Below are 22,843 nucleotides of genomic sequence, written 5' to 3' on the forward strand. Positions count from 1 at the left end.
GGCCGGACCGGGGTGGCCTGCGGAGCGCCCTAGACTGGGGCTTTCACACGAAACAGCCCTGGCGGGACGGGAGGACGACGGTGGCGGCAGAGGTCGGCGGCTTCGAGGATCCGTCCGCCGAGGTACTGGCGGAGGCCGCCGCGGCCTTCGGGCTGCTCGCCTCGTCGGCGCGGCTGCACATCGTGTGGGCGCTCGCGCAGGGCGAGAGCGATGTGACCGGGCTCGCGGAGCGGGTCGGCGGAGCGTTGCCCGCGGTCAGCCAGCACCTGACCAAGCTGAAGCTCGCCGGTCTCGTGCGCTCCCGGCGCGAGGGGCGGCGACAGGTGTACTTCGTCGACGACCCGGATGTCGTGACCGTCGTACGCCTCATGGTCGGCCAGCTGACCGACCGGGCCGAGCGCGCCCACGGCGGCGACCACGCCGGTCACGGTGACCGCGCCGGTCACCCCGCACCGGGGCCGTCGGGCCGGATGCGCCGCCTTGGTGCCTGAGACCGCCGCGTCCCCCGACCCGGCGCGAAAGCGGCAGAGGCTACACGGGAGCGCGCCGCCGGGCGACAGAGGTGGCAGTGGTGACAGGGGTGACAGACCCGAGGATCTCTCCGGCTTCACCTCCCTCCAACTGCTGCGGCATCTGGACACCAGCCCCCGCGGGCTGACCGAGGCGCAGGCCGGGGAACGGTTGGTGCGCCACGGCGTGAACACGGTCCTCGCCTGGCGTACGGAGTCCTGGCCGCGCCGTTTCGTCCACAGCCTGCGCGATCCGTTCACGGCGGTGCTGCTGTGCCTCGGTCTGGTGTCGGCCGCCGTGGCCGCCTGGGGCACGGCCTGCGTGATCCTCTCCCTGGTGGTGGTCAGCTGCGTGCTGCGGACGTCCGGCGAGTACCGGGCCGACCGGTCCATGGCCGGGCTGCGCGACCTGGTCGCCACGACCGCCACCGTGCTGCGGCGCTCTGACCCGGACGCGCCCGGGCAGGCCCGGGAGATCCCGGTCGGCGAACTGGTGCCGGGCGATGTGATCCGGCTCGGCCCCGGCGACCTGGTCCCCGCGGACGTACGGCTGTTGCGCGCGAACGGGCTGACCGTGCACCAGGCCGTGCTGACGGGCGAGGCCGTACCCGTCGCCAAGGAGGCGATCGACACACCGCACCCACCGCCGTACGACGGCATCTTCCAGCAGCCGCAGCTCTGCTTCCTGGGCAGCGCCGTCGCCTCGGGCAGCGGCACCGCGGTCGTGGTCGCGACGGGAACGCGGACGCGGTTCGGGTCCGCGTTCGGCGGCCCCGGGGCCGGACCAGGTGCCCGGGACGGAGGCGCGCGTCGCGAGGCGAGTGCCTTCGACCCGTCCGTGCTCGGCGTCTCGCGGGTACTCATCCGGTTCATGCTGCTGACCCCGCCGCTGGTCCTGATGGCCAATGCGGCGGTGCGCGGGCGCGGCCTGGAGACGTTGCCGTTCGCCGTCGCGGTGGCGGTCGGGCTGACCCCCGAGATGCTGCCGGTGATCGTCACGCTGTGCCTGGCGCGCGGCGCGGCGCGGCTGGCCCGCATGCACGGAGTGATCGTCAAGCGGCTGCCCGCGCTGCACGACCTCGGCGCCGTCGACGTGCTCTGCCTGGACAAGACCGGCACCCTCACCCAGGACCGGCCGGTGGTCGACCGCGCCCTGGACGCGCACGGCAACCACGATCCGGACGTCCTGCACTGGGCCGCCGTCAACGCCTGGTGGACTCTCCAGCTCGCCGAACTGCCCGCGCCGGACGCGCTCGACGAAGCGCTCCTGGAGGCGGCCGGCCCGGACGGGGAGGAGTACGACGGGGTGGCCGCGCTGCCCTTCGATCCCGTACGCCGTCTCGCCACCGCGGTCGTCCGCGACCCGGCTCGCCTCGGCGTCCACACAGTGGTGGTCAAGGGCGCCGTCGAGAACGTACTGGAGCGCTGCGCGCTGGAGCAGGGCGAACGGGAGAGACTGCTCGCCCTCGCCGCACGCGAGGCGGACGGCGGCCTGCGCCTGCTCGCCGTCGCCACCGCCGAACGCCGTGCCCGCACCGGGACCGGCACCGGCGCCTGCACGCCCGCCGACGAACGCGGTCTGACCTTCCGCGGCTTCGTCGTCCTCGGTGACGCGCTCGCCCCCACCGCCGCCGACGCGCTGCGCGCCCTCACCGACCGGGCCATCGCCGTCAAGGTGCTCACGGGCGATCACCCGGGCTCGGCAGCCGGCACCTGCCGTGCCCTGGGCCTGGATCCGGGCGAGGTGTGGACCGCGGACCGGATCGACGCCCTCACCGACGCCGAACTGGCCGAGGCCGTCCGCCGTACGACGGTCTTCGCGCGCTGCACCCCCGAGCACAAGGCCCGGATCGCCGCCGCCCTGCGGACCGCCGGGCACACCGTGGGCTTCCTCGGCGACGGGGTCAACGACCTGCCCGCGCTGCGCGCCGCCGACGTCGGAATCGCCCCGCTGGGCGCCGTCGACGTGGTCCGGGAGCACGCAGACGTGGTCCTCGCGGAGAAGGACCTCACCACGATCGACCACGCCGTCACCGAGGGACGGTACGGGGGCGTCGCCATCACCACGTATCTGCGCATCACGCTCTCCTCGAACCTGGGCAACGTCATCGCGATGCTCGCCGCCGGGCTCCTCCTGCCGTTCCTGCCGATGCTGCCCGCGCAGGTGCTGGCGCAGAACCTGTGCTTCGACGCGGCACAGCTCGCCTTCGCCTACGAACGCCCGCACCCGGACGCCGTGCGCCGTCCCACCGGGCTGCGCCCCCGCGGCCTGCTGCGCTTCATCACCGGCTTCGGCGCGCTCAACGCCGTCGCCGACCTGGCCACCTTCGGGATCCTCGCGCTCGCCCTGCACGGCCCGGACGGAATGGACGACGCGGCGGTGTTCCACTCCGGCTGGTTCACCGAGAACCTGACGACCCAGGCGCTGGTCATGCTGCTGCTGCGCCTCGGCCGGCGCGGTGCGGAGGGCCGCCGGGCGCCGAGCCCGGTCGTCCGGGCCGCGGCCGCCCTCGCCGTGGCGGGCCTGCTGCTCCCGCTCTCGCCTCTCGGCCCGCCGCTCGGCATGACGGCGCTGCCGGTCCTCTACTACGTCCTGCTCGCCGCCGTCCTCGCGCTGTACGCCGCCGCGCTGAAAGCCGCCCGAGCCCGCTACGACCGGCGTGCCGGGGGTCTTGTCGCAGGTCCTGCGCATGGTTGTACAGTTGCGCAAAGTAGCAACCTTCGTTGAGGGGTGGCCGCCCACGGCACACCCCTCGACCGATGCGAGGAAGAGTGGGGACGCGATGCTCCGCAACGGACTGGAACCCTGGCACCTGCTGGTCTTGGCGATCGTGCTCGTCGTGCTGTTCGGCTCGAAGAAGCTGCCCGACACCGCCCGCGCGCTGGGCAAGTCGATGCGCATCCTCAAGAGCGAGACCAAGGCGATGAAGGACGAGAGTGCCGCTACCGAGGCCCCCGCTTCCGGCGTCGCGGCGCAGGTGATCAGGCCGGCCCCGGCCGCCGCCGGTGACCCGGAGCCCGCGCCGCGACCGGCCACCGAGGCCACGGGCACCGCGCACTGAACAAGCCCGTCGCGCCCGGCTGTTGACCGCGACGTTTCACTGTTTGCGCAACTGGTGGAACCAGCCGGGGCGCCACGGCGTTTGAAGAGGACGAGCGCACATAGACCACAGAACATGGAGGAACAGCCGTGGGAGTGACTCTGTCCAAGGGCGGCAACGTCTCGCTGAGCAAGGAGGCTCCCGGCCTCACCGCTGTGACGGTCGGCCTCGGCTGGGACGTCCGCACCACCACCGGTGCGGACTACGACCTCGATGCCAGCGCCCTGTTGTGCAGCGACGCGGGCAAGGTCGTCTCCGACCTGCACTTCGTCTTCTACAACAACCTGACCAGCCCGGACGGTTCGGTCCAGCACACCGGTGACAACCTCACCGGCGAGGGGGAGGGCGACGACGAGTCCATCAACGTCGAACTCGCCACTGTGCCCGCCGAGGTGGCGAAGATCGTCTTTCCGGTCTCCATCCACGACGCTCAGTCCCGCGGCCAGAGCTTCGGCCAGGTCAGCAACGCCTTCATCCGCGTGGTGAACCGCGCCAACAACGCCGAACTCGCCCGCTACGACCTGAGTGAGGACGCCTCGACCGAGACGGCGATGGTCTTCGGCGAGCTCTACCGCCACGGCGGCGAGTGGAAGTTCCGCGCCGTCGGCCAGGGTTACGCCTCGGGGCTGGCCGGCATCGCCTCGGACTACGGCGTCAACGTCTGAGTTCCTGCTCTCACCACGAGGCCCGGTTCGGATCGCAGTGATCCGAACCGGGCCTCGTCGTACTGCTTCCAGGACGTGTTTGAGCTGTGGTCACAGTCCTTGGCGTGTCGATCCGCCGGTCGTGCACTTCACGCCGGTCACGCTGGCCAACCAGGTCAGCCTGGACTACGACCAGGTGGACGACTTCGAGCCACACCACTACGCGCGATGCGCGGTCAGCCCGTCAGCCGTCCCTTCCGCGACCCGAACACGCTCTAGGACGCCGTACGGCCGAAGCAGCGCTCCAGTTCGTCCAGGTCGTAGAACTTGCTGCCCTTGGAGACGGGCACACAACCCTGCTTGAACGCGGTCTCCTTCTCGTTGTAGAGCATTCGCACCAGATAGGTGGCGCCCTTGCGGAACACGTCCCACTGGATGTTCGCGGCCATCGGCGCCACCGACGCACCCCGCCAGACGTTGTCCGCGTAGGTGTACGGCTGACCCTCCGTCACCGGGCTTGTGCTGCCGGGCAGTTGCATCAGTGTGGCGAGGGGAATGATCTCCTCGGCATGGGTGAAGCGCAGCTCCGCGCCCAGGTCGCTGGTCCCGGCGCGCTTGGCCTCGGCCTTCTTGAAGAAGTCGTCGAGCAGGACGTCTGCCATCTTGTAGGTGATGTCGCTGTCGGCGAAGCCCGGCCCCTTCTCGTAGAAGTCCTCCGCGTCGCTCAGGTAGGCGAACCAGGCGGCGTCGCGAGGAGCGAGGTAGCGCCAGAGGGTCCAGTTGCCCTCGTCGCTCATGGTCGGGGCAATGCTGTACAGGTTGTAGACGGCTTCGGCCGCCTCGACATCGGTGCCGATCGAGGAGAACTCACTGTCCGAGATCCGCTGGACGAAGGCCGGGGTGAAGATCTTCCGCAGTACGTCGCCGGCCGCACGGTGGGTGGCCGGCTGCTCGGTGATCTTCTTGAGGGTCGTCGCGAGCCGCTGGTCGTGGGCGATGTAGTCGCGGTAGGCGGCGCCGCCGGCGGACTTGTGGAAGTAGAGCAGGTCGGGGTCGGTCCTGGCCGGACCGATGAGCGGGGCCAGGTCCGGGTCGGCGTCGGCGAGCGCGGTGGCGAAGAGGTTGCCGCTGTCGACGGCGCGGCCCTGTCCCGAGCTGACGACGTCGATGGGCTCGGAGTCCTCGGCGATCCGCGTGAACAGCCCGGGAAGCCGCTGCTCCATCCGCGCGGCCGTGTCCTGGATCTCCCGCTTGCCCCGGCCGCTGAGGTTGCCGTACCCGATCTTCTCCATCGCGGCCTTCAGCGACCGCACCTGCGGGCCGAAGTCCGCTCCGGCACGGGTGAGTTCACCTTCGCTCGCGGCCCGGTCCCACAACTGCAGGATGAGGTCCGCGTCGTCGCCGCTCGTCGCCGCGCGCGAGCCGTGGCGGGAGACGTTCTCCGTGAACACCGGTACGAAGCCCTTGGGCGCCCGCTGATACGTGCGCAGATCCTGCTGCGGCGCGTAGGGGGTCTTCGTGGCGTAACTGCCGGACGGATGCCCGTGATCCGCGGCCTGCGCCGAGAGCGGGGTGGCCAGGAGCGCGGAGAGCGCGAGCGCCAGGGCGGGGGTGGCGGCGATGCGATTCATGTACCGGTCGTTTCGTCGGGGACAGGGCGGCGATCTGCCGCATCGTGACCGGCCCGCGTGAACGCGAAGTGACCTCGGCATGGCGGGTGGTCGGCCCCTGAGTCCGTCGCCGCGCGCCCGGCGGTTCCCGGGGGTCCACCGGGCAGCGCGCGGGATGTCAGACGGCCGGGTCCGGGAGGAGCCGCTCGACGAGGGAGTCGATCAGCGCCGCGGGCCCGTCGGACCCCAACACCTCGGGGAGCGTGAGGTGTTCGACGATCAGGCCGGTCATGGCGAGGTAGAGGAGGACGACCGTGCGGCGGTCCCCGGGGAAACCCTCGCCCAGGTGGTAGGCGATGTTGGCCTCCAGCTCGTCACGGATCGTGCCGGTGAGTTCGGCGCGCAGCTCGGGGCGGCGAGTGGCCTCCAGCCGTAGTTCGAGCATGGCCAGGTAGCCGGCCCGGTCGTCGGCGATACGGCGCATCAGGTCGTGCATCAGGGCGGTCACCAGCGCGCGGTCGCGAGGCGCGCGCAGCAGCTCGGTCAGGACGGTGGGGTCCGGGGTGAGCCGGTGGTGGATGTGACGGGCGGTCTGGTGGAGCAGATCGTCACGGTTGGCGAAGTAGTTGGAGGCGGTGCCGGCGGGGACACCGGCCTGGACGTCGACCGCACGGAAGGTGAGACCGCGGGCGCCTTCGCGGGCCAGGACGTCGATGGCGGCGTCCGTGAGTGCGGCACGACGAGTGGGGTTCTGGGCCATGGATCTGATCTTCCTCCGTAATCCGGCAATCCGTTTGAACCACTGCGGCTGAAGTCTTGAACCACTACAGCTGAAGTACTATAACTGTAGTTGTTCAAGAGGGTGCTCGACTCGCCCCGGCAGTTTCCGCCCCGACATCAAGGACATGGATGCGCAAGCTCACCTACTTCATCGGCACCACCATCGACGGCTTCATCGCGGCGCCCGACGGCGACTTCCGCTTTCTCTTCCCGTACGTCACGGAGGACTACCTGCCGCACCTCACCGGCGAGTACCCCGAGACCCTCTCCACGCCGGGCCGTGCGGCCCTCGGTGTCGCCGACGCGCCCAACACGCGCTTCGACACCGTGCTCATGGGACGCAGCACGTACGGCGAAGGTCTCCCCGACGGCCTCACCAGTCCCTACGCCCATCTGCGGCAGATCGTCCTCTCCCGCTCCCTCGGCACCGCCCCGGACCCGGCCGTGGAGGTCACCGCCGAGGACCCGGTCGCGCTGGTGCGCAGGCTCAAGAAGGAGGAAGGCCTCGGCATCTGGCTCTGCGGCGGCGCCGATCTGGCCGGGCAACTGCTGCCCGAGGTCGACGAGTTGATCGTCAAGCAGTACCCGGTCGTGGCCGGCTCCGGAATCCCCCTGTTCCGTGCCGACTTCTCCCCGCGCGCCTTCACGCTCACCGGCAGCCGTGTATTCGAGCGGGGGAACGTCGTCCTGACCTACGCCAAGGCGTCCGACTGAGGGAGTCCGGCGACTGCATCGTCTCCTGGCGGCGTGGGTGCGCGGCAATGGCCGTGCGCCTCGTTATGTTCGGCCAGAACATCCGACATTCGGAGTAAAGATGCAGAAAACGGATGAACTGGTCGAAGTGATCGGAGCGGCGGACGGGACGACGGGGCCCGGGACTCCGGTCGATCCGGCGGTGGCCCGCCCTGTCCCCTGGGCGCGCATCGCCGTGCCCATGACGGCCCTCGCCGCGGTGGCAGCCGTACTCGCCCTCACAGGCACCCAGTGGCTGAACCAGCCGGCCGTCGCGGCCTGGCGCACCGTCTGCCTGGCCATCACCGTCCAGGCGCTGCCCTTCCTTCTGCTGGGCACGGCGCTGTCCGGCGCGATCAACGCCTTCGTGCCCGCCGATCTGTTCACCAAGGTGCTGCCCAGGCGGCCCGCGCTCGCCGTGCCGGTCGCGGGTGTCGCCGGGGTGGTCCTGCCGGGCTGTGAGTGCGCGTCCGTGCCCGTGGCGAACAGCCTGATCAAGCGCGGTGTCACCCCCGCCGCGGCCTTCGCCTTCCTTCTCTCCGCCCCCGCGATCAACCCCATCGTGCTGACCGCTACGGCGGTGGCGTTCCCCGGCAATCCCGCCATGGTCGCCGCCCGGCTGCTGGCCTCCCTCGCCACCGCCGCCGTCATGGGCTGGCTCTGGCTCTGGCTGGGCCGCGAGGAGTGGCTGCGCTCCACCGCCCGGCACACCGGACACCAGCCGGGCGGCAACCGCTGGAACGAGTTCCGCCGCGGCTTCCAGCACGACTTCCTGCACGCCGGTGGCTTCCTCGTCCTCGGTGCCATGGCGGCGGCCACCTTCAACGTGACCGTGCCGCGCGCCGTCCTCGACACCTTCTCCGGCTCGCCCTGGCTCTCCGTGCTGTTCCTCGCCGGGCTCGCCGTGGTCCTCGCGGTCTGCTCGGAGGCCGACGCGTTCGTGGCGGCCTCGCTCACCGGCTTCTCGCCGACCGCGCGGCTCGCCTTCATGGTCGTCGGCCCCATGGTGGACCTGAAACTGATCGCCCTTCAGGCGGGCACCTTCGGCCGGGCCTTCGCGCTCCGCTTCTCCTCCGCGACCACCGTCGTGGCCGTCGTCACCAGCGTCCTGATCGGAGGAGCACTGCTGTGAAGCGCCCCGCACAAACGCTTCTGCTCGCCCTGACCGGATTCGGCCTGCTGCACGCCTCTCTCTTCAGCGACCTCTACCTCCGCTACGTCAAGGAGGGCCTGCGCCCGCTGCTGATCACCTCAGGCGTACTGCTCCTGCTGCTGGGCCTGGCGAGCGCGGCCCTGGACCGCAGACGCGACGGCCATGCGGGGGGCGCCGAGCATGACGCACATGGACAGGGGCATGGACACGGCCACGACCACTCCACCGCCCCCCGTATCGCCTGGCTTCTCTTCCTGCCCGCCCTCAGCCTGCTCCTCTACGCCCCGCCCGCCCTCGGCGCGTACACCGCGTCGCGCGCGAACGACAAGGCGGTCAAGGAGCAGAAGAGGTTCGACCCGCTCCCCGCGACCTCGCCGCTGCCGCTGACGCTCACGCAGTTCACCACCCGGGTCCAGCAGGACCCGGAACGCGCCATCAAGGGCCGTAGCGTGCAGATGACCGGCTTCGTCACCCCGGACAAGCAGGGCGGCGGCTGGTACCTGACGCGGATCATCTTCACCTGCTGCGCGGCGGACTCGCAGTCGGTCAAGGTCCGGATGTACGGGAAACCCGCCCCGCCGGCGGACGCCTGGGTGGCCGTCACCGGCAACTGGCATCCGCACGGCGCGCTCGGCACCCGGTCCGCGGAGCCGGCCCTCGACGTCCGCGCCACCCGACGCATCTCCCCACCGGTCAACGCCTACACGGACGACCTGCCGCTCACGCCCTCGTAGGACTCCAGGGGTCTCCCATGCCCCGGGCGTGGCTCAGGAACCGTCGCCGAAGAAACGCCCCTGCTCGCACAGGTCGTCGATCTCGGCGTTCTCCTCCGGAGTCAGTTGCTCGTCGAGTGGGCTGCTGATGACCCGCCGGGCGCGGGACAGCCTCCTGGCGACGCCCCAGTCGGCGACGCAGGTGTCGACTTTCGGCTCCAGACCTCGTCGGGGCGAGTGACCATCTTCCGCCCGGGTCAGACGGAGCGGTGGTACTGGTCCGGCACGTGGACGTCGGCGCCGAGTTCCCGTGCCGCGAGGCGGGCGAAGGACGGGTTGCGCAGGAGCTCGCGGCCCAGCAGCACCGCGTCGGCCTCGCCGTTGGCGACGATCTTCTCGGCCTGCTCGGCGTCCGTGATGAGGCCGACGGCGGCGACGGGCATCGGCGTCTCGTTCTTCACGCGGGCGGCGAAGGGGACCTGGTAGCCGGGGCCGACCGGGATGCGTACGCCGGAGGCGTTGCCGCCGGTGGAGACGTCGAGCAGGTCGATGCCGTGCTCGTGGAGCTGGGCGGCGAAACGGACGGTGTCGTCGGCGGTCCAGCCGTCCTCCTCCAGCCAGTCGGTGGCCGAGATGCGGAAGAAGAGCGGCTTGTCGTCCGGCCACACCTCCCGTACGGCGTCGACGACTTCGAGGGCGAAGCGGGTGCGGTTCTCGTACGAGCCGCCATAGGCGTCGGTGCGGCGGTTGGAGTGTGGCGAGAGGAACTCGTTGATCAAGTAGCCGTGGGCGCCGTGGAGTTCGGCCACCTCGAAACCGGCGGCGAGGGCGCGGCGGGCCGCGTCGGCGAACTGCCGCACGATCTCCTGGATCTCGGCCACGCTCAGCTCGGCGGGAACGGGGTGCCGCTCGTCGAACGCCAGCGGGCTCGGGCCGAGCGGCCGCCAACCGTAGGCGTCCGTGCCGACCGGCGCGCCGCCCTTCCAGGGGCGGTCGGTCGAGGCCTTGCGGCCGCTGTGCGCGAGCTGGATCGCGGGGACGGTGCCCTGGGCCACGAGGAAGCGGGTGATCCGGCGGAACGCCTCGACCTGGGTGTCGTTCCAGATACCGAGGTCGTACGGCGAGATGCGGCCCTCGGGGGACACGGCGGTGGCCTCGACGATGATCAGGCCCGTGCCCCCGGCGGCGCGGGCCGCGTAGTGCGCGAAGTGCCAGTCGGCCGGGGCGCCGGTCTCCGGGCCCTCCGGTGCGGCCGAGTACTGGCACATCGGGGGCATCCACACCCGGTTCGGGATGGTCAGCTCGCGCAGGGTGTAGGGCTCGAAGAGCGTGCTCACGGCGGACTCCATTCGTCACGATTCGTCACGGGGCCGAGGTACGTCTCGTACGATAGGCATCGTAGTACGGTAGATGTCAAACTACGAGAGATCTCGTACCATGGAATCCGGTGGAGCCCCGTCCAAGCATTGGAGCTGCCGTGACGCCCGTCGCCCCGACTGCCGGCAGTCGGGATCTCCCGCACCCGCTGCCCGAGGAGATCCGTCTGGAGGGCGTGCTGCACGCGCTGTCCGACCCGCTGCGGCTGCAGGTCGTGCGAGAGCTCGCCGCCGACGGCGACGAGCTCTCGTGTTCGCACTTCGACCTGCCGGTCACCAAGTCCACCACCACGCACCACTTCCGAGTGCTGCGCGAGAGCGGAGTGATCCGGCAGGTCTACCGGGGCACGGCCAAGATGAACGGGCTGCGCGCGGACGACCTGGACGCGCTCTTTCCCGGCCTCCTGGACAGCGTCCTCGGCGCGGCCGCCCGACAGCAGGAGCGGCTGGCCGACGGCTGAGACCACCGGCCAACCGGCCAACCGTCCGATCAGGCGGTGACCTCGGCCTTGGCTCCGGTCTCAACGGGGCCCTCGGCCGAAGTCCCGCTGCCCGGCAGGTGGTTGAAGAGCAGGTTGAGCGCGATCGCCGTCAGGCACCCCGCGCTGATGCCGCTGTTCATCACCGTCTGGAACCAGTCGGGGAACTTCGCGTAGACCGTCGGCACTCCGACCGGCAGCAGGCCCACGGCCACCGACACGGCGACGACGGTCAGGTTGTGGTTGTCCTTGAAGTCCACCCGTGCCAGCGTCCGCAGACCACTCGCGGCGACGGTGCCGAACATCACCAGGCCCGCGCCGCCGAGCACCGGCGCCGGGATCGCGGCGACCACCGCGCCCAGCTTCGGCAGCAGGCCGAGCAGGACCAGCATGCCGCCGGAGGCCGCGACGACCCAGCGGCTGCGGACACGGGTCATGCCGACGAGCCCCACGTTCTGCGCGTACGCCGTGTACGGGAACGTGTTGAACACGCCGCCCAGGACCGTGGACAGGCCGTCGGCCCGCAGGCCGTCGGAGAGCGAGCGCGGCTCTATCCTCCGGTCGGTCATCTCGCCGACCGCGATCAGGTCACCGGTCGTCTCGGTCATCGTCACCAGCGCCACGACCAGCATCGAGGCGATCGCGGAGGCGTGGAAGGTCGGCGCGCCGAAGTGGAACGGAGTGCTGATCCCGACCCAGTCGGCGTCACCGACCCCGCCGAAGTCCGTGAAGTCGAACGGCACGGCGACCGCCAGCCCCACGGCGATGCCGATCAGCACGGCGATCCGGCTCAGGAACACCGGGGCGAACCGCTGCACTCCGAGCACCACCGCGAGCACGAAGCCCGCCAGCGCCAGGTTCTTCGGCTCGCCGAAGTCCTTCGCGCCCACGCCGCCGGCCGCCCAGTTGCCCGCCACCGGCAGCAGCGAGACGCCGATGATCAGGATGACCGTGCCCGTGACGAGCGGCGGGAAGAAGCGCAGCAGCCGCCCGAAGACCGGGGCGAGCAGGACGATCGCAAGCCCGGCGACGATCACGGAGCCGTAGATCGCAGGCAGTCCGCCGCCCGTCGTCCCGATGAGCACCATCGGCGAGACGGCCGCGAAGGTGCAGCCCTGCATGATCGGCAGCCGTACGCCGAAGCGCCAGAAGCCCACGCACTGGATGAGCGTAGCGATGCCGCACACCAGCAGGTCCGCGGTGATCAGATACGCCAGATCGGCGGGCGACAGCTTCATCGCCCCGCCCACGATCAGCGGAACGGCCACCGCGCCCGCGTACATCGCGAGCACGTGCTGGAGCCCGAAGGCGGCCAGTCGGCTGATGGGCGGGACCTCGTCGACGGGATGCACGGGTGCTGTGGTCGCCATGGGCACTCCAGGAGCGGCGGGTGGAACGGGGAAGGTCGAACAGCACGAGACCGTAAGGGGCTTGAACAGTTTGTTGATTTCCGGGTTGTTGCCGGTGTGTGTCGCAGCCCCCGGACGGCATTCGGCCTGCTAGGGGACCGTCCGTAGCGCCTCGGCGGCCCGTCCTGCTGTGGAGACTCCCTGCGACTCCCAAGCCGTACGGGCCCGCTACGAACCCGCCCCACGCGCCGCCGCCAGCAGTGACGTCCAGTCGGGAAGTTTGACCACGCCCCGCCCGAGCGAGGCCCCGAGCTCGGCCTCGGCCCGCTCGATCGCCTGCCACCCCGTCCAGTCGACCGGAGTCGCCCCCTCCGCGCGCAGCACCGTGAGCGGATCCTCGGGCAGTTCCCGTCGTACGAGCATGGCGGCGTCCTCCAGCAGGGAGGTCACCGTCTCCTTGGCGCACGGCCGGTTGGTGCCGATGACGCCGGTCGGCCCGCGTTTGATCCAGCCCGCCACGTACTCGCCCGGCGCGATCGCGCCCTCGCGCAGGACCCGCCCCGCACTGTGCGGCACGGTGGCGCGCTCCGCGTCGAACGGCAGCCCCTCCAGCGGCACCCCGCGATAGCCGACCGAGCGCAGCACCAGCTGCGCCTCGATGTCCTCGTACCGGCCCGTGCCCGTCACCCCGCCGTTCCCGTCCGGGACGGTCCGCTCGAAGCGCACCGCGCCCACGCGGCCCCGGTCGGGCAGCAGTTCGACCGGGCGCAGGAAGAAGCGCAGCCGGATGCGGCGCGCCCGGCCCTGCGGCGGAGCGGTGGCCCAGCCGCGCAGCACCTCCACATTGCGCCGGTTGGCGGCGGGCAGCCCGGAAGGGTCGGCGCAGGCCGGGTCGAGCGCCAACTCCTCCGGATCCACGACGACTTCGGTGTCCGGCAGTGCGCCCAGCTCGCGCAGCTCCTTGGTGGTGAAGCGGGCCTGCGAGGGGCCGCGCCGGCCCACCATGCTGATCTCCGTGACATGGCTCGCGGCCAGTGCGGTGAGAGCCTCCTGCGGCATGTCGGTGGGGCTCAGCTCGGCGGCGCCGCGGGCCAGCATCCGGGTCACGTCGACGGCGACGTTCCCGACGCCGATGACCACGGCCGTCCGGGCGCCGAGCACGAACCCGTCGGCGACGGAGTCGGGGTGTGCGCTGTACCAGGACACGAACTCGGTCGCCGACCAGCTGCCCGGCAGATCCTCGCCCGGCACCCCGAGATGGCGGTCGGTGGCGGCGCCCACGCAGTAGACCACCGCGTGATACAGCTCCCGCAGCCGCTCCGTCGGCACCCCGCCCGGACCGACCTGGACACCGCCCAGGAAGCGCACCTGCCCGTGCTCCAGGACCGCCCGCAGATTGTTCTGCAGCGACTTGATCTTCTCGTGGTCGGGCGCCACTCCGTAGCGCACCAGGCCATAGGGGCAGGGCAGCCGGTCCAGTACGTCCACCCGTATGTCGGGCACCTGGCTCTGCTGGACAAGACTCTGGGCGGTGTAGACCCCGCTGGGCCCCGAGCCGACGACGGCGACATGCAGCACGGCGGAACTCCTAACCCCAACGTGCGAGGAGATCGCTGATGGCTCCAGCATCGCACCGCCCGGGGCCTGAGGGGAGAGGGAGCGAGTGCGCGGCTGGTCCGACGGGGTGCCGCGCGCGCCTCTCCCGCGCGTGCCTATTCGCATTGAATGTGATCATGCGGTTACGTTCTGTATGTGCTAGAAGCATCCTTTCTTAATCTTTCTGATCGTTATCAGCCGGATGGTGCGGTGTCCGTGTGGCCCGCGTGGGAAGTGCAGGAGCACGAGAGCGCCATGTCCTGGTACCACGAGATCGCCACCTCGTGGTTCAACGTCCGGCTCGCCTTCGCGGACGGCGCCCAGGTCGACGTCCTCGCCGTGGTGTCCGACGGATCCGTCTCCATCGAGGACGTCCGCGCCCAACCTCCGCTGTCCCTGGACGACTTGGCGGTCCTCGCCGACTGGATCGAGGAACCGCTCTTCGAGGCGTGCGGCATCGGCACGGGCATCGAGCCGCCGTACGAACCCCAGGCGGACGAACCGCCGAGCCGTGCCCGGCAGGCCTGGCCGCGCGGCCAGGAGGGCACCCGGCTCGTCGCCGAGGAGTACCGGGCGGCCCAGGAGGACGGGGTGGACCCGGTGCTCGCGGTCATGTGCGCCACCGGCCACAGCCGCCGCCGCACGCTCAGGCTCATCGCCGGGGCGCGCGACGCGGGATACCTGACGCCTCGTCACGCACGGCGCTGAGCAGCCCTGTTGGGGCAGGATGCGTCACGACATGTCGCGCATCCTGCCGATCTCGCTCGTCTGCTGAGCGATCACGTCGTCGGCCATCTCCTCGATCTGGATGTTGTTGCCCTGGGCCTTCACGTCCGTGGCCATCGTGATCGCCCCGTCGTGGTGCGTGATCATCAGCTTCAGGAAGAGCCTGTCGAACGCCTTGCCCCGCGCCGCGCGCAGCGACTTCAGCTGCGCATCGGTCGCCATGCCGGGCATCGTCTCGTGCTGGTGCCCCGCGGCTTTCTTCCCGCCGCCGTGCGCCTTCAACCAGCTCTGCATGCTGGCGATCTCCGGACTCTGCGCGGCAGCGATCCGCTCGGCGAGCCGCTGGACCTTGCTCGACTCGGCGTGCTTCGGGGCGAGTTCGGTCATCGTCAGGGCCTGCGTGTGGTGCTCGATCATCATGCGCGCGTACGCGAAGTCCGCCGAGTTGGGGGAGTCGTCCTCGGCCCGGCGCTTCTCCGCGTCCTTGGCCGAGAGCGTCTCGGCGGCCTCACCCGGCCTGCCCGGCGCGATCACCGAAGGTCCGTTCCCCTTACCGGACTTGGGGGTGGAGTCGGAGTCGCAGCCCGCGAGTGCGAGTACGGCGATGACCAGTGACGCGGAAACTTTCATTACGAGTACGTTGCCATCTGTTGATCTGCCCATGAGGAAGACGATACTTCGGAGGTCCGTGAACCGTTCGCGTGCGAACGGCACCTAGGGAGGACACAGTGACCCTGTTGAACGAATCCCGAACGCGGCGCAGACGCCTCGGAGTTGCCGCCGCGGCGGCCGGACTCCTGGCCGCGCTGCTCACGGCCGGTCCGGCGGCCGCGACCCCCGACCCCGGGGACACCCCGGCCACGCAGGAAGCCGTATCCAGGAGCACGGCCGCCGACGCCGCCGCGGCGGTGGCGAGCGGCGAGATACCCGGCCAGGACGAGATCGTCCACTCCGACAACATCGAGCACCTCGCCAACGTCCCCAAGGAGGCCTTCACCGGCCTCAATTCGGACCTCGCCTTCCAGGGCAGGTACGCGTTCGCCGGCAACTACGACGGCTTCCGCATCTTCGACATCAGCGACCCCGAAGCTCCGAAGACGGTCGCGCAGGTGCTCTGCCCCGGCTCGCAGAACGACATCTCCGTCTCCGGGAACCTGCTCTTCCTGTCCACCGACTCCTCGCGCAGCGACAGTTCCTGCAACAGCACCACGCAGCCCGCGACCGAGAAGTCCTCGTGGGAGGGCATGAAGGTCTTCGACATCAGCGACAAGGCGAACCCGAAGTACGTCGCTGCCGTCGAGACCGCGTGCGGCTCCCACACCCACTCGCTGGTGCCCGAGCGCGGAAACGTCTTCATCTACGTCTCCTCGTACTCGCCGAGCGCCACCTTCCCCGACTGCCAGCCGCCGCACGACGGCATCTCCGTCATCAAGGTGCCCCGAAAGGCCCCCGAAAAGGCGGCAGTCGTGAACTTCCCGGTGCTCTTTCCCGGCGAGGGGCCCGACGGCGGCGGAAACCCCGGCGCGCCCACCAACCCGGGCGTCTCCAAGACCACCGGCTGCCACGACATCACGGTGCTGCCGTCCAAGGACCTCGCCGCGGGCGCCTGCATGGGCGACGGCATCCTCTTCTCGATCAAGGACCCGGAGCACCCCAAGGTCATCGACCAGGTCGAGGACAACGTGAATTTCGCGTTCTGGCACTCGGCGACCTTCAACCAGAAGGCCAACAAGGTCGTGTTCACCGATGAGTTGGGCGGCGGCAGCGGGGCGACCTGCAACGAGGCCACCGGTCCGACGCGTGGCGCGGACGGCATCTACGACATCGTCGGCAAGGGCGACGACCGCAGGCTCGTCTTCAAGAGCTACTACAAGATCCCCCGCCTCCAGGCCGACACCGAGAACTGCGTGGCCCACAACGGCTCGCTGATCCCGGTCAAGGGCAAGGACCTCATGGTCCAGGCCTGGTACCAGGGCGGCGTCTCCGTCTGGGACTTCACCGACTCAGCGAAGCCGAAGGAGATCGCGTACTTCGAGCGCGGCCCGCTCACCACCGACAAGATCACGGTCGGCGGTTCCTGGTCGGCGTACTACTACAACGGCTACATCTACTCCAACGACATCGCCAAGGGCTTCGACGTGCTGAAGCTCAGCGACCGGCGCACGGACCCGGCACGGCGCGTCCACCTGAGCGAGCTCAACGTCCAGACGCAGCCCGACTACTTCGACTGACCGGAACGTCCGTCGGCCCGACCACTTCGACGGACCGGAACGTCCGTCGGCCGTCTACGTCGACTGACCGGCACTCTCGCCGGCCTCCGCGGCCGGATCGGCGGCCGGATCCGCGGTGCGGCTCTCCGTCGCGAAGAACCGCGACAGATCCGTGTCGTGCGTCCCGCCGGGCACCTCGGTGTCCGGCGGGACACCCAGCTCCCAGTCCAGCCGGTACCGCTCGAACAGCTCGGCCCGCAGCGTGGGGATCGGCATCGGCACACCCGGCACGAGGGCCGCGTACACCGCGCCCATGAGCAGCGCGCGCAGCATCGGGTAGTCGGCGGCGGCGTCCGTCGGGCCGTGGCGGGCGACCGTCTCGCCCAGCAGCTCCGCGAGCCGCTTCTGCTCCGGGCACTGCACGAATCCCTCGGCCTGCATCAGCCCGGCCATGTGCTGGCGCATCAGGACCGGCCGGTCCCGGGCCAGGCCCAGGATCGCGTCGATGGCCCGCGCCATCCGCTCCTGGCCGTCCGCGGTGCGCGGTTCGCGCTCCAGCGCCTCCTCCAGTGTGCGGTGCATCAACCGGTGCACGGCCGACTGCACCAGCTGGCGTTTGCCGGGGAAGTAGTACGACACCAGTCCACGCGCCGAGCCCGCCCGGTCCGCGATGTCCCCGAGCGTCGTCGCCTCGTAGCCACGCTCGCTCACCAGCTCCACCGCTGCCTGCAGAAGCCGCTCCCGGGAACGCCGCCGCAACTCTTCATTGACCGAGGGGCTTCGCGGGGACATCCTGTAACTCCTGCGTTGACTGGCTGCCAGCCAACTATACTCAGCGCGTCCGGGCCAGACCTTCTCAGGGCTGCTCCGGGCTGCCTTCTGCTCTGGGTGACGCGGGGGATCATCCAGGGCAGAAGGCGGGGGAGAGAGCCGTGTCGGGTGGGGGCCTGACACGGCTACTTCTTTTTCACGGCCTCGTTCCAGATCAGCCGCGGGATGCTCGGCTTGACCTCGTCGGTGACCACTCCCATCGCCCGGCCGACATAGCGGCCCTCGGACAGCTCCCGGAGCATGCTCGCTGCGAGGTCGGCCCGCGCCGTGAAGACACCGTCCGCACTGTCCTCCGTCACCACGGCGTGCGTCGGCCGCGGATGGTCGAAGAGGCCCGAGGGGCGGGCGATCGTCCAGTCGAGACCGCTTGCGCGGATCAGCGCCTCCATCCGGCGCATGTCCTCGTGCGCCGTACGGGCGATCACCCGGTTCACGTACGGGTCCAGTACGTGGTTGAAGAAGAACGCGCCACTGGGGCGCCAGCCGGGATCCAGGACGCTGGAACTGACCACGATCAGCCGTTTCACGCCCTGCCGCTCCATCGCCGCGACGATGTGCGCGGCGGCCGTGGAATAGAGGGTCACCGGCTTACGGCCCGGCGGGACGCCCAGCGCCGAGACGACCGCGTCATTGCCCGCGATCACCCGCTCGACCGCCTCCGCGTCCGTGGCGTCCTCGTCGGCGACGCTCAGTCCGGCCCGTGCCGGGAACAGCTGCGGGCGGCGGGTCACCGCGGTGACCTCGTGCCCGGCGTCCAGGGCCTGCTCCACCAGCTGACGCCCGGTGGGGCCGCCCGCTCCGAAGACGACGATGCGCATGGGTTCTCTCCTCCGTGAAGACCGGTTCGCGATGCCTTGACAGTGCCGCCCGGACCCCGGGATATTCAACGCTGATGAATAAAAACCGTGGCCGTCCGCGCGGCAATCCGCCCACCAGGGCCCGCCTCGCCGAAGTGGCCCGTGACCTGTTCCTGGAGCACGGCTACCAGGGCACGACGCTGCGGGCGGTGGCCGCCGCGGCCGACGTCGACTCGGCGCTCATCAGCTACCACTTCGGCTCCAAACAGGGTCTGTTCGGCGAAGCGATGAATTTGCAGTGCGGCCAGTCGCTGGCCATCGTCAACGCGCTGCGCGGCGATCAGGCGGGGCTGGCCGACCGGATCCTGGTCGCGGTCACTTCCCTGTGGGAGGGCGACGCCGCGAGGGCGGAGAATGCCACGGGGGCAGAGATCGCCACTACGGCGCAGGAGGCGGGCGCGGCGGAGAACGCCGCCGGCGCCGGGCCGATGTCCGTGTTCGACCGGACCTCGATGCAGGACCCGGAGGTCATGCGGGTCTTCCGGGAGTTCCTGGAACGCGAGGTGCTCGGGAAGATCGCCGATTTCCTCGGCGGCCCGGACGCGACGGAACGCGCCACCGCCGCCGTGACGGTGATCGGCGGCCTGATCTTCACCCGGTACCTCAGCCCCCTGGGTCCGGCGGCGGCGCTCGGCGCGGCGGACGTCCGCAGAATCCTCGAACCGTCGCTGCGGGCCGCCCTGAGCCCTCGCCCCGCCCGCCGCCGTACGGTCCGCGCCCCCGAGCCCGCGCGCGCCCGCTGACGGCATCCTGACCCACATCTGTCGCAGAGCCGCCGCGGCGTCCTTAGAGTGGGCTGGAGTGCCTTGCAGCGCCGAGGAGGCGGGTCGACATGGACCAAGAACAGATCCTGGCCAGGATCACGTCGATGGTGGACGACGAGCGAATGCTCCGCGACGCCCTCGCATCCGGACAGATCGACAGCACGACGGAACACGAACGGCTCGGCGAGCTGGAACGCGAACTCGACCAGTGCTGGGACCTGCTGCGCCGGCGCCGCGCGAAGACCGAGTTCGGCGAGAACCCGGACGAGGCGCAGGCACAGCCCATCTCGCAGGTCGAGGGCTATCTGGACTGACCCACGGCCACCGGCTGTGACGGTCCGGCGAAAGAGGTCCGGTTCATGGGTACGGAACGCGGAAGGCCCTATCCGGGCCAGGGCATCACCGTCAGCTTCGAGGGCGCGCGCTGTCTGCACGCCGCCGAGTGCGTCCACGGCCTGCCCGAGGTGTTCGACACCGAACGCCGGCCCTGGATCACCCCGGACGCGGCTGCCGCCGACCGGGTGGCCGAGGTGATCCGGCGCTGCCCCTCCGGCGCGCTGCAGTACGAACTCGCCGATGGACCCCCGGAGTTGCCGGACCGGCCCACCACCGTCGAGCGGACCGCGGACGGCCGCCTGGTGCTGCGCGGCGACCTGCGGATCCGGGTGCCCGACGGCGGCGCCGACCAGCAGGAGACCCGGGCGACGCTGTGCGGGTGCGGGCTGAGCGGGCGGCAGCCGTTCTGCGACCACTCCGGGGTCTGCGGGCGGGGATGACGCGGAGCGCGCGGTGTGCCGTCAGCCGACCAGGTCGAGGACGGGCCGGAGTCCCTCCGGACGCTCCGCCACCGGCAGGTGGTCCACGAAGTGCACCGCGCAGCCCAGCGCCGCCGCACCCCCGTCCGCGCGGCGGTCGTCCCCGACCATCAGCGTGTCCTCGGGTGCGACGCCCAGCGTGTGGCAGGCGGTCGCGAACAGCCGCGGGTCCGGCTTCTGGATGCCGTGCTCGTACGACAGGACGTACGTGTCCACATACGGGTCGAGCCCGTGGTGCCGGAAGACCGGCCGCAGGTCCCAGCCGATGTTGCTGACGACGCCGATCGCGACCCCACGGTCGCGCAGTGTGCCGAGGACGTCGGCCGCGTCGAGGTAGGGCTGCCAGGCCGCCGGGAGCATGTGGCGGTCGTACAGCGCGTCGTACAGCCCGGGGTCGGGCAGCGGCACCTGGCGGGCGACCCCCGTGTACGCGGCCCGGTGCAGCTCGGCACTGCGGTCCCGGGTCGCCCAGACCTCGGCGAGGTCGGCGGGCACCGGAACCGACGGAGGCAGGCCGCCCGGCAGCGCACCCACCGACTCCAGCCCCTGCGCGGCACGGATCAACTCCGGCTCGGACAGCGGAAGATCGGCCTCGGACAGCGCGGCGCGGAGCCAGGACTCCACGGACTCGATGCGGAAGAGGGTTCCGGAGAAGTCGAAGAGCACGCTTTTGATCGCCATGAGAGTGATCCTTTGTGCCGGAGCCCCCGCCGGTCAAGGACGTTTCGTGCCGGGCCACCGCTGATACGCGGCCACCGCCAGTGCGACCATCAGCGCCCCCAGCAGCCATCCTCCCAGCACGTCCGAGGGCCAGTGGACGCCCAGCCAGACCCGGGTGAGGCCGACGCCCACGACGGACACCGCGGCCAGGACCAGCGCCGTACGCCACAGGACGCGCCCGGCGCCGTAGAGCCGTAGGAGCCAGAGCAGGAGCCCGCAGACCACCGTGGCCGTCAGGGCGTGCCCCGAGGGGAAGGCGGTGAAGTGGGCGGAGTCCACGGGGTCGGGCCAGACGGGGCGTTGGCGGCCGACTGCGGCCTTCATCGTCTGCTGCACCAGTGTGCCCAGCGCACATGTGGCTCCCAGCCACAGGGCCGGCACCCATGCCGCATGGCTCCACACCAGCCAGACCATGGTTGCCGCGCACACAGCACGCATGGTCCACGGGTCCCACACCCAGTCGCTCAGGATGCGGCACACACGGGTCGGGCCGGGATGGTCGACCGCCCAGCGGTGGGTGGTGCGGGCGATGTCGCTGTCGAGGGAGAGCAGGGGCCGCCACGAGAGTGCGACCAGGAGCAGGAGGAGCACCGACAGCACGGCGAGGACCACTGCCGTGAGCATTGCGGCCCGGGAGCCCGGTGTGCGGGAGGGGGAGTCGACGGGCGGGGAGTGCATGCTGTGATCCTCGCTGATGACCGGGACCGGAGGCGAACCTCGGGATCGCCGGAGCCGCCCCCCCCGACCGACGGAGGCCGATCGAAAAACACCCGCACTTCCAGGTCCGGGCTTCGGCGGACGCGTCAGCCCAGCGCCCGCAACCCCGGCACGAACGCCACCAGCACCGGAACGACCGGCACCAGCGCCGCCGCGGCCGTCAGGCGCAGCCGGCGCGCGGCCGTGAGCCGGTCCGGCGGCGTGAGCAGGCGGTGGACGCGCTGCGGGACGTGTGCCTGGGGGGTGGGGCAGGGGCCGAACACCCCGCGGTCCTCGTTGAGTTCGACGAGGGCGAGGGCGATCGTGAGCCGGCCGAAGCGGCGGGAGGCCATGTCGTCGGCGGCGAGTTCGACCAGGCGGTGCATCTCGAAGCGGAACGCGGCGAACACCGGCACCTGCGGAAAACCGTTGGCCAGCGCGGCCGAGCAGTGCAGCAGCCAGTCGTGCCGGGCCTGCGCGTGTCCCTGCTCGTGCGCCAGTACGGCATCCAGCTGACGCCCCTTGAGACGGCGCAACGCGGCCGTGGTGATGACGAGTTGCGGCGCCGCCCCCGGCAGCCACCAGGCGTCGGGGCGCTCTCCCTCCAGGACGACGAGCCGGTCGCTGCGCGGTTCCTCGCCGGGCAACAGCGGGGCGCGGACGAGGAGTTCGGCCCGGCTTTGCCGACGGCGCGACCGGGCCCGTACGACTTCACGAACCAGCATCGCCGCGGTCCAGGCTCCTCCGCAGGCGAGTGCCACGGCGGTCGTCGCGGCCCACGGGCTGCCGGTGCTGTGCACATAGGCCTGTATCACCGCGCGCGGTGCCTGGGCGAACACGCGCCCCCGGACGGCCCCCCAGGCCTCGGCGGCGCTCAGCGTCATCGACAGGACGCAGCAGAGCAGAACGGCGGCCACCACGCACTGCCACACCCACAGGGCGACCACCGGTTCGCGGTCCGGCCACTCGGTCCGCGCGAGCAGCCGCGGGGCGACGACGGCGGTCAGGGCGCCGAGCAGCAGCAGTGCCGCGGGGACCATCATGGGGGAAGCCTATGAGCGGGGCGTAGCCGGTGGATACGGGCTGCGACGGCAAGTGACGTACGCCACGGTTTCGTACAGTCCCTCACAGCGGCGGGCCAAGGCCTGTGCGGTCGTTGGCCGCCGGGCGGGTCAAGAGGCC

At 70.9% G+C, this 22,843-nt stretch carries 24 protein-coding genes; 13 read left to right on the forward strand and 11 right to left on the reverse strand.

What is annotated here, in order from left to right:
- Nucleotides 1-80 precede the first annotated feature (80 nt).
- From AB5J56_RS40325 to AB5J56_RS40340, 4 genes are all read left to right on the forward strand, one after another.
- The gene (locus AB5J56_RS40325) at nucleotides 81-491 is read left to right on the forward strand and encodes an ArsR/SmtB family transcription factor (RefSeq protein ID WP_369240640.1); all 411 of its coding nucleotides are present in this window, start codon (nucleotides 81-83) and stop codon (nucleotides 489-491) included.
- A 130-nt stretch (nucleotides 492-621) separates the two neighbouring features.
- Nucleotides 622-3,237 carry a magnesium-translocating P-type ATPase gene (mgtA, locus tag AB5J56_RS40330; protein WP_369243066.1) on the forward strand — a complete coding sequence of 872 codons (2,616 nt, stop codon included), beginning with the start codon at nucleotides 622-624 and terminating at the stop codon, nucleotides 3,235-3,237.
- Between the two features lie 55 nt (nucleotides 3,238-3,292).
- Nucleotides 3,293-3,571 carry a Sec-independent protein translocase subunit TatA gene (gene tatA, locus AB5J56_RS40335; protein WP_369240642.1) on the forward strand — a complete coding sequence of 93 codons (279 nt, stop codon included), beginning with the start codon at nucleotides 3,293-3,295 and terminating at the stop codon, nucleotides 3,569-3,571.
- A gap of 128 nt (nucleotides 3,572-3,699) precedes the next feature.
- The gene (locus AB5J56_RS40340; RefSeq protein WP_369240644.1) at nucleotides 3,700-4,275 is read left to right on the forward strand and encodes a TerD family protein; all 576 of its coding nucleotides are present in this window, start codon (nucleotides 3,700-3,702) and stop codon (nucleotides 4,273-4,275) included.
- 254 nt (nucleotides 4,276-4,529) lie between these two features.
- On the opposite strand, the gene AB5J56_RS40345 is transcribed toward AB5J56_RS40340, so the two are convergent.
- Nucleotides 4,530-5,885 (reverse strand): histidine-type phosphatase, encoded by a 1,356-nt coding sequence (locus tag AB5J56_RS40345; RefSeq protein ID WP_369240646.1) that lies wholly within the window; start codon nucleotides 5,883-5,885, stop codon nucleotides 4,530-4,532.
- Nucleotides 5,886-6,042: 157 nt separating this feature from the next.
- Complete coding sequence (locus AB5J56_RS40350) at nucleotides 6,043-6,624, reverse strand: TetR/AcrR family transcriptional regulator (RefSeq protein ID WP_369240648.1); 582 nt, start codon at nucleotides 6,622-6,624, stop codon at nucleotides 6,043-6,045.
- 149 nt (nucleotides 6,625-6,773) lie between these two features.
- On the opposite strand from AB5J56_RS40350, the gene AB5J56_RS40355 reads away from it, so the two are divergent.
- From AB5J56_RS40355 to AB5J56_RS40365, 3 genes are all read left to right on the forward strand, one after another.
- The gene (locus AB5J56_RS40355) at nucleotides 6,774-7,358 is read left to right on the forward strand and encodes a dihydrofolate reductase family protein (RefSeq protein ID WP_369240650.1); all 585 of its coding nucleotides are present in this window, start codon (nucleotides 6,774-6,776) and stop codon (nucleotides 7,356-7,358) included.
- 220 nt (nucleotides 7,359-7,578) lie between these two features.
- Nucleotides 7,579-8,508 carry a permease gene (locus AB5J56_RS40360; protein WP_369243068.1) on the forward strand — a complete coding sequence of 310 codons (930 nt, stop codon included), beginning with the start codon at nucleotides 7,579-7,581 and terminating at the stop codon, nucleotides 8,506-8,508.
- The gene (locus AB5J56_RS40365; protein WP_369240652.1) at nucleotides 8,505-9,263 is read left to right on the forward strand and encodes a TIGR03943 family protein; all 759 of its coding nucleotides are present in this window, start codon (nucleotides 8,505-8,507) and stop codon (nucleotides 9,261-9,263) included. Before AB5J56_RS40360 ends, AB5J56_RS40365 begins: the two co-directional genes overlap by 4 nt.
- A 236-nt stretch (nucleotides 9,264-9,499) precedes the next feature.
- Here AB5J56_RS40365 and AB5J56_RS40370 read toward each other — a convergent pair whose 3' ends face one another.
- On the reverse strand, nucleotides 9,500-10,579 hold the full coding sequence (locus tag AB5J56_RS40370) for an NADH:flavin oxidoreductase/NADH oxidase (protein ID WP_369240654.1): 1,080 nt from the start codon (nucleotides 10,577-10,579) through the stop codon (nucleotides 9,500-9,502).
- A gap of 140 nt (nucleotides 10,580-10,719) precedes the next feature.
- Here AB5J56_RS40370 and AB5J56_RS40375 point away from each other — a divergent pair, with 140 nt between their 5' ends.
- On the forward strand, nucleotides 10,720-11,079 hold the full coding sequence (locus AB5J56_RS40375; RefSeq protein ID WP_369240656.1) for an ArsR/SmtB family transcription factor: 360 nt from the start codon (nucleotides 10,720-10,722) through the stop codon (nucleotides 11,077-11,079).
- Nucleotides 11,080-11,108: 29 nt separating this feature from the next.
- Here AB5J56_RS40375 and AB5J56_RS40380 read toward each other — a convergent pair whose 3' ends face one another.
- On the reverse strand, nucleotides 11,109-12,467 hold the full coding sequence (locus AB5J56_RS40380) for a nucleobase:cation symporter-2 family protein (protein WP_369240658.1): 1,359 nt from the start codon (nucleotides 12,465-12,467) through the stop codon (nucleotides 11,109-11,111).
- A 207-nt stretch (nucleotides 12,468-12,674) separates the two neighbouring features.
- Entirely contained in the window at nucleotides 12,675-14,024 is a 1,350-nt protein-coding gene (locus AB5J56_RS40385) for an FAD-dependent oxidoreductase (RefSeq protein ID WP_369240660.1), read from the reverse strand.
- Nucleotides 14,025-14,252: 228 nt separating this feature from the next.
- Here AB5J56_RS40385 and AB5J56_RS40390 point away from each other — a divergent pair, with 228 nt between their 5' ends.
- A complete protein-coding gene (locus AB5J56_RS40390; RefSeq protein WP_369240662.1) occupies nucleotides 14,253-14,750 on the forward strand; it encodes a DUF6214 family protein in 498 nt (165 codons plus the stop codon).
- 24 nt (nucleotides 14,751-14,774) lie between these two features.
- Here the strand turns inward: AB5J56_RS40390 and AB5J56_RS40395 are convergent, their stop codons facing one another.
- Entirely contained in the window at nucleotides 14,775-15,398 is a 624-nt protein-coding gene (locus tag AB5J56_RS40395; RefSeq protein ID WP_369240664.1) for a DUF305 domain-containing protein, read from the reverse strand.
- Between the two features lie 98 nt (nucleotides 15,399-15,496).
- On the opposite strand from AB5J56_RS40395, the gene AB5J56_RS40400 reads away from it, so the two are divergent.
- A complete protein-coding gene (locus tag AB5J56_RS40400; protein ID WP_369240666.1) occupies nucleotides 15,497-16,999 on the forward strand; it encodes an LVIVD repeat-containing protein in 1,503 nt (500 codons plus the stop codon).
- Between the two features lie 54 nt (nucleotides 17,000-17,053).
- Here the strand turns inward: AB5J56_RS40400 and AB5J56_RS40405 are convergent, their stop codons facing one another.
- Entirely contained in the window at nucleotides 17,054-17,770 is a 717-nt protein-coding gene (locus AB5J56_RS40405) for a TetR/AcrR family transcriptional regulator (protein ID WP_369240668.1), read from the reverse strand.
- Nucleotides 17,771-17,934: 164 nt separating this feature from the next.
- A complete protein-coding gene (locus tag AB5J56_RS40410; RefSeq protein ID WP_369240670.1) occupies nucleotides 17,935-18,627 on the reverse strand; it encodes an NAD(P)-dependent oxidoreductase in 693 nt (230 codons plus the stop codon).
- A 74-nt stretch (nucleotides 18,628-18,701) separates the two neighbouring features.
- On the opposite strand from AB5J56_RS40410, the gene AB5J56_RS40415 reads away from it, so the two are divergent.
- The 3 genes from AB5J56_RS40415 (at nucleotide 18,702) to AB5J56_RS40425 (ending at nucleotide 20,206) form a co-directional block, all read left to right on the forward strand.
- On the forward strand, nucleotides 18,702-19,409 hold the full coding sequence (locus AB5J56_RS40415; RefSeq protein WP_369240672.1) for a TetR family transcriptional regulator: 708 nt from the start codon (nucleotides 18,702-18,704) through the stop codon (nucleotides 19,407-19,409).
- 89 nt (nucleotides 19,410-19,498) lie between these two features.
- Nucleotides 19,499-19,744 (forward strand): DUF2630 family protein, encoded by a 246-nt coding sequence (locus AB5J56_RS40420; RefSeq protein WP_369240674.1) that lies wholly within the window; start codon nucleotides 19,499-19,501, stop codon nucleotides 19,742-19,744.
- Between the two features lie 45 nt (nucleotides 19,745-19,789).
- A complete protein-coding gene (locus AB5J56_RS40425; RefSeq protein ID WP_369240676.1) occupies nucleotides 19,790-20,206 on the forward strand; it encodes a (4Fe-4S)-binding protein in 417 nt (138 codons plus the stop codon).
- Between the two features lie 21 nt (nucleotides 20,207-20,227).
- On the opposite strand, the gene AB5J56_RS40430 is transcribed toward AB5J56_RS40425, so the two are convergent.
- The 3 genes from AB5J56_RS40430 to AB5J56_RS40440 form a co-directional block, all read right to left on the reverse strand.
- Nucleotides 20,228-20,920, reverse strand: coding sequence for an HAD family hydrolase (locus AB5J56_RS40430; protein WP_369243070.1), 693 nt, complete (start codon nucleotides 20,918-20,920; stop codon nucleotides 20,228-20,230).
- Between the two features lie 39 nt (nucleotides 20,921-20,959).
- Complete coding sequence (locus tag AB5J56_RS40435; RefSeq protein WP_369240678.1) at nucleotides 20,960-21,643, reverse strand: phosphatase PAP2 family protein; 684 nt, start codon at nucleotides 21,641-21,643, stop codon at nucleotides 20,960-20,962.
- 125 nt (nucleotides 21,644-21,768) lie between these two features.
- Complete coding sequence (locus AB5J56_RS40440) at nucleotides 21,769-22,704, reverse strand: M56 family metallopeptidase (RefSeq protein WP_369240680.1); 936 nt, start codon at nucleotides 22,702-22,704, stop codon at nucleotides 21,769-21,771.
- Nucleotides 22,705-22,843 lie beyond the last annotated feature (139 nt).

Source organism: Streptomyces sp. R21 (assembly GCF_041051975.1).
Lineage (GTDB): Bacteria > Actinomycetota > Actinomycetes > Streptomycetales > Streptomycetaceae > Streptomyces.

Bases quoted from the DNA above. Each gene is read 5' to 3' on its own strand.
- AB5J56_RS40350 (WP_369240648.1), bottom strand. From the start codon at position 6,624: ATGGCCCAGAACCCCACTCGTCGTGCCGCACTCACGGACGCCGCCATC.
- AB5J56_RS40435 (WP_369240678.1), bottom strand. From the start codon at position 21,643: ATGCACTCCCCGCCCGTCGACTCCCCCTCCCGCACACCGGGCTCCCGG.
- AB5J56_RS40355 (WP_369240650.1), top strand. From the start codon at position 6,774: ATGCGCAAGCTCACCTACTTCATCGGCACCACCATCGACGGCTTCATC.
- AB5J56_RS40380 (WP_369240658.1), bottom strand. From the start codon at position 12,467: ATGGCGACCACAGCACCCGTGCATCCCGTCGACGAGGTCCCGCCCATC.
- AB5J56_RS40415 (WP_369240672.1), top strand. From the start codon at position 18,702: ATGAATAAAAACCGTGGCCGTCCGCGCGGCAATCCGCCCACCAGGGCC.
- AB5J56_RS40405 (WP_369240668.1), bottom strand. From the start codon at position 17,770: ATGTCCCCGCGAAGCCCCTCGGTCAATGAAGAGTTGCGGCGGCGTTCC.
- AB5J56_RS40360 (WP_369243068.1), top strand. From the start codon at position 7,579: ATGACGGCCCTCGCCGCGGTGGCAGCCGTACTCGCCCTCACAGGCACC.
- AB5J56_RS40425 (WP_369240676.1), top strand. From the start codon at position 19,790: ATGGGTACGGAACGCGGAAGGCCCTATCCGGGCCAGGGCATCACCGTC.
- AB5J56_RS40410 (WP_369240670.1), bottom strand. From the start codon at position 18,627: ATGCGCATCGTCGTCTTCGGAGCGGGCGGCCCCACCGGGCGTCAGCTG.
- AB5J56_RS40420 (WP_369240674.1), top strand. From the start codon at position 19,499: ATGGACCAAGAACAGATCCTGGCCAGGATCACGTCGATGGTGGACGAC.
- AB5J56_RS40345 (WP_369240646.1), bottom strand. From the start codon at position 5,885: ATGAATCGCATCGCCGCCACCCCCGCCCTGGCGCTCGCGCTCTCCGCG.
- tatA (WP_369240642.1), top strand. From the start codon at position 3,293: ATGCTCCGCAACGGACTGGAACCCTGGCACCTGCTGGTCTTGGCGATC.
- AB5J56_RS40395 (WP_369240664.1), bottom strand. From the start codon at position 15,398: ATGAAAGTTTCCGCGTCACTGGTCATCGCCGTACTCGCACTCGCGGGC.
- AB5J56_RS40440 (WP_369240680.1), bottom strand. From the start codon at position 22,704: ATGATGGTCCCCGCGGCACTGCTGCTGCTCGGCGCCCTGACCGCCGTC.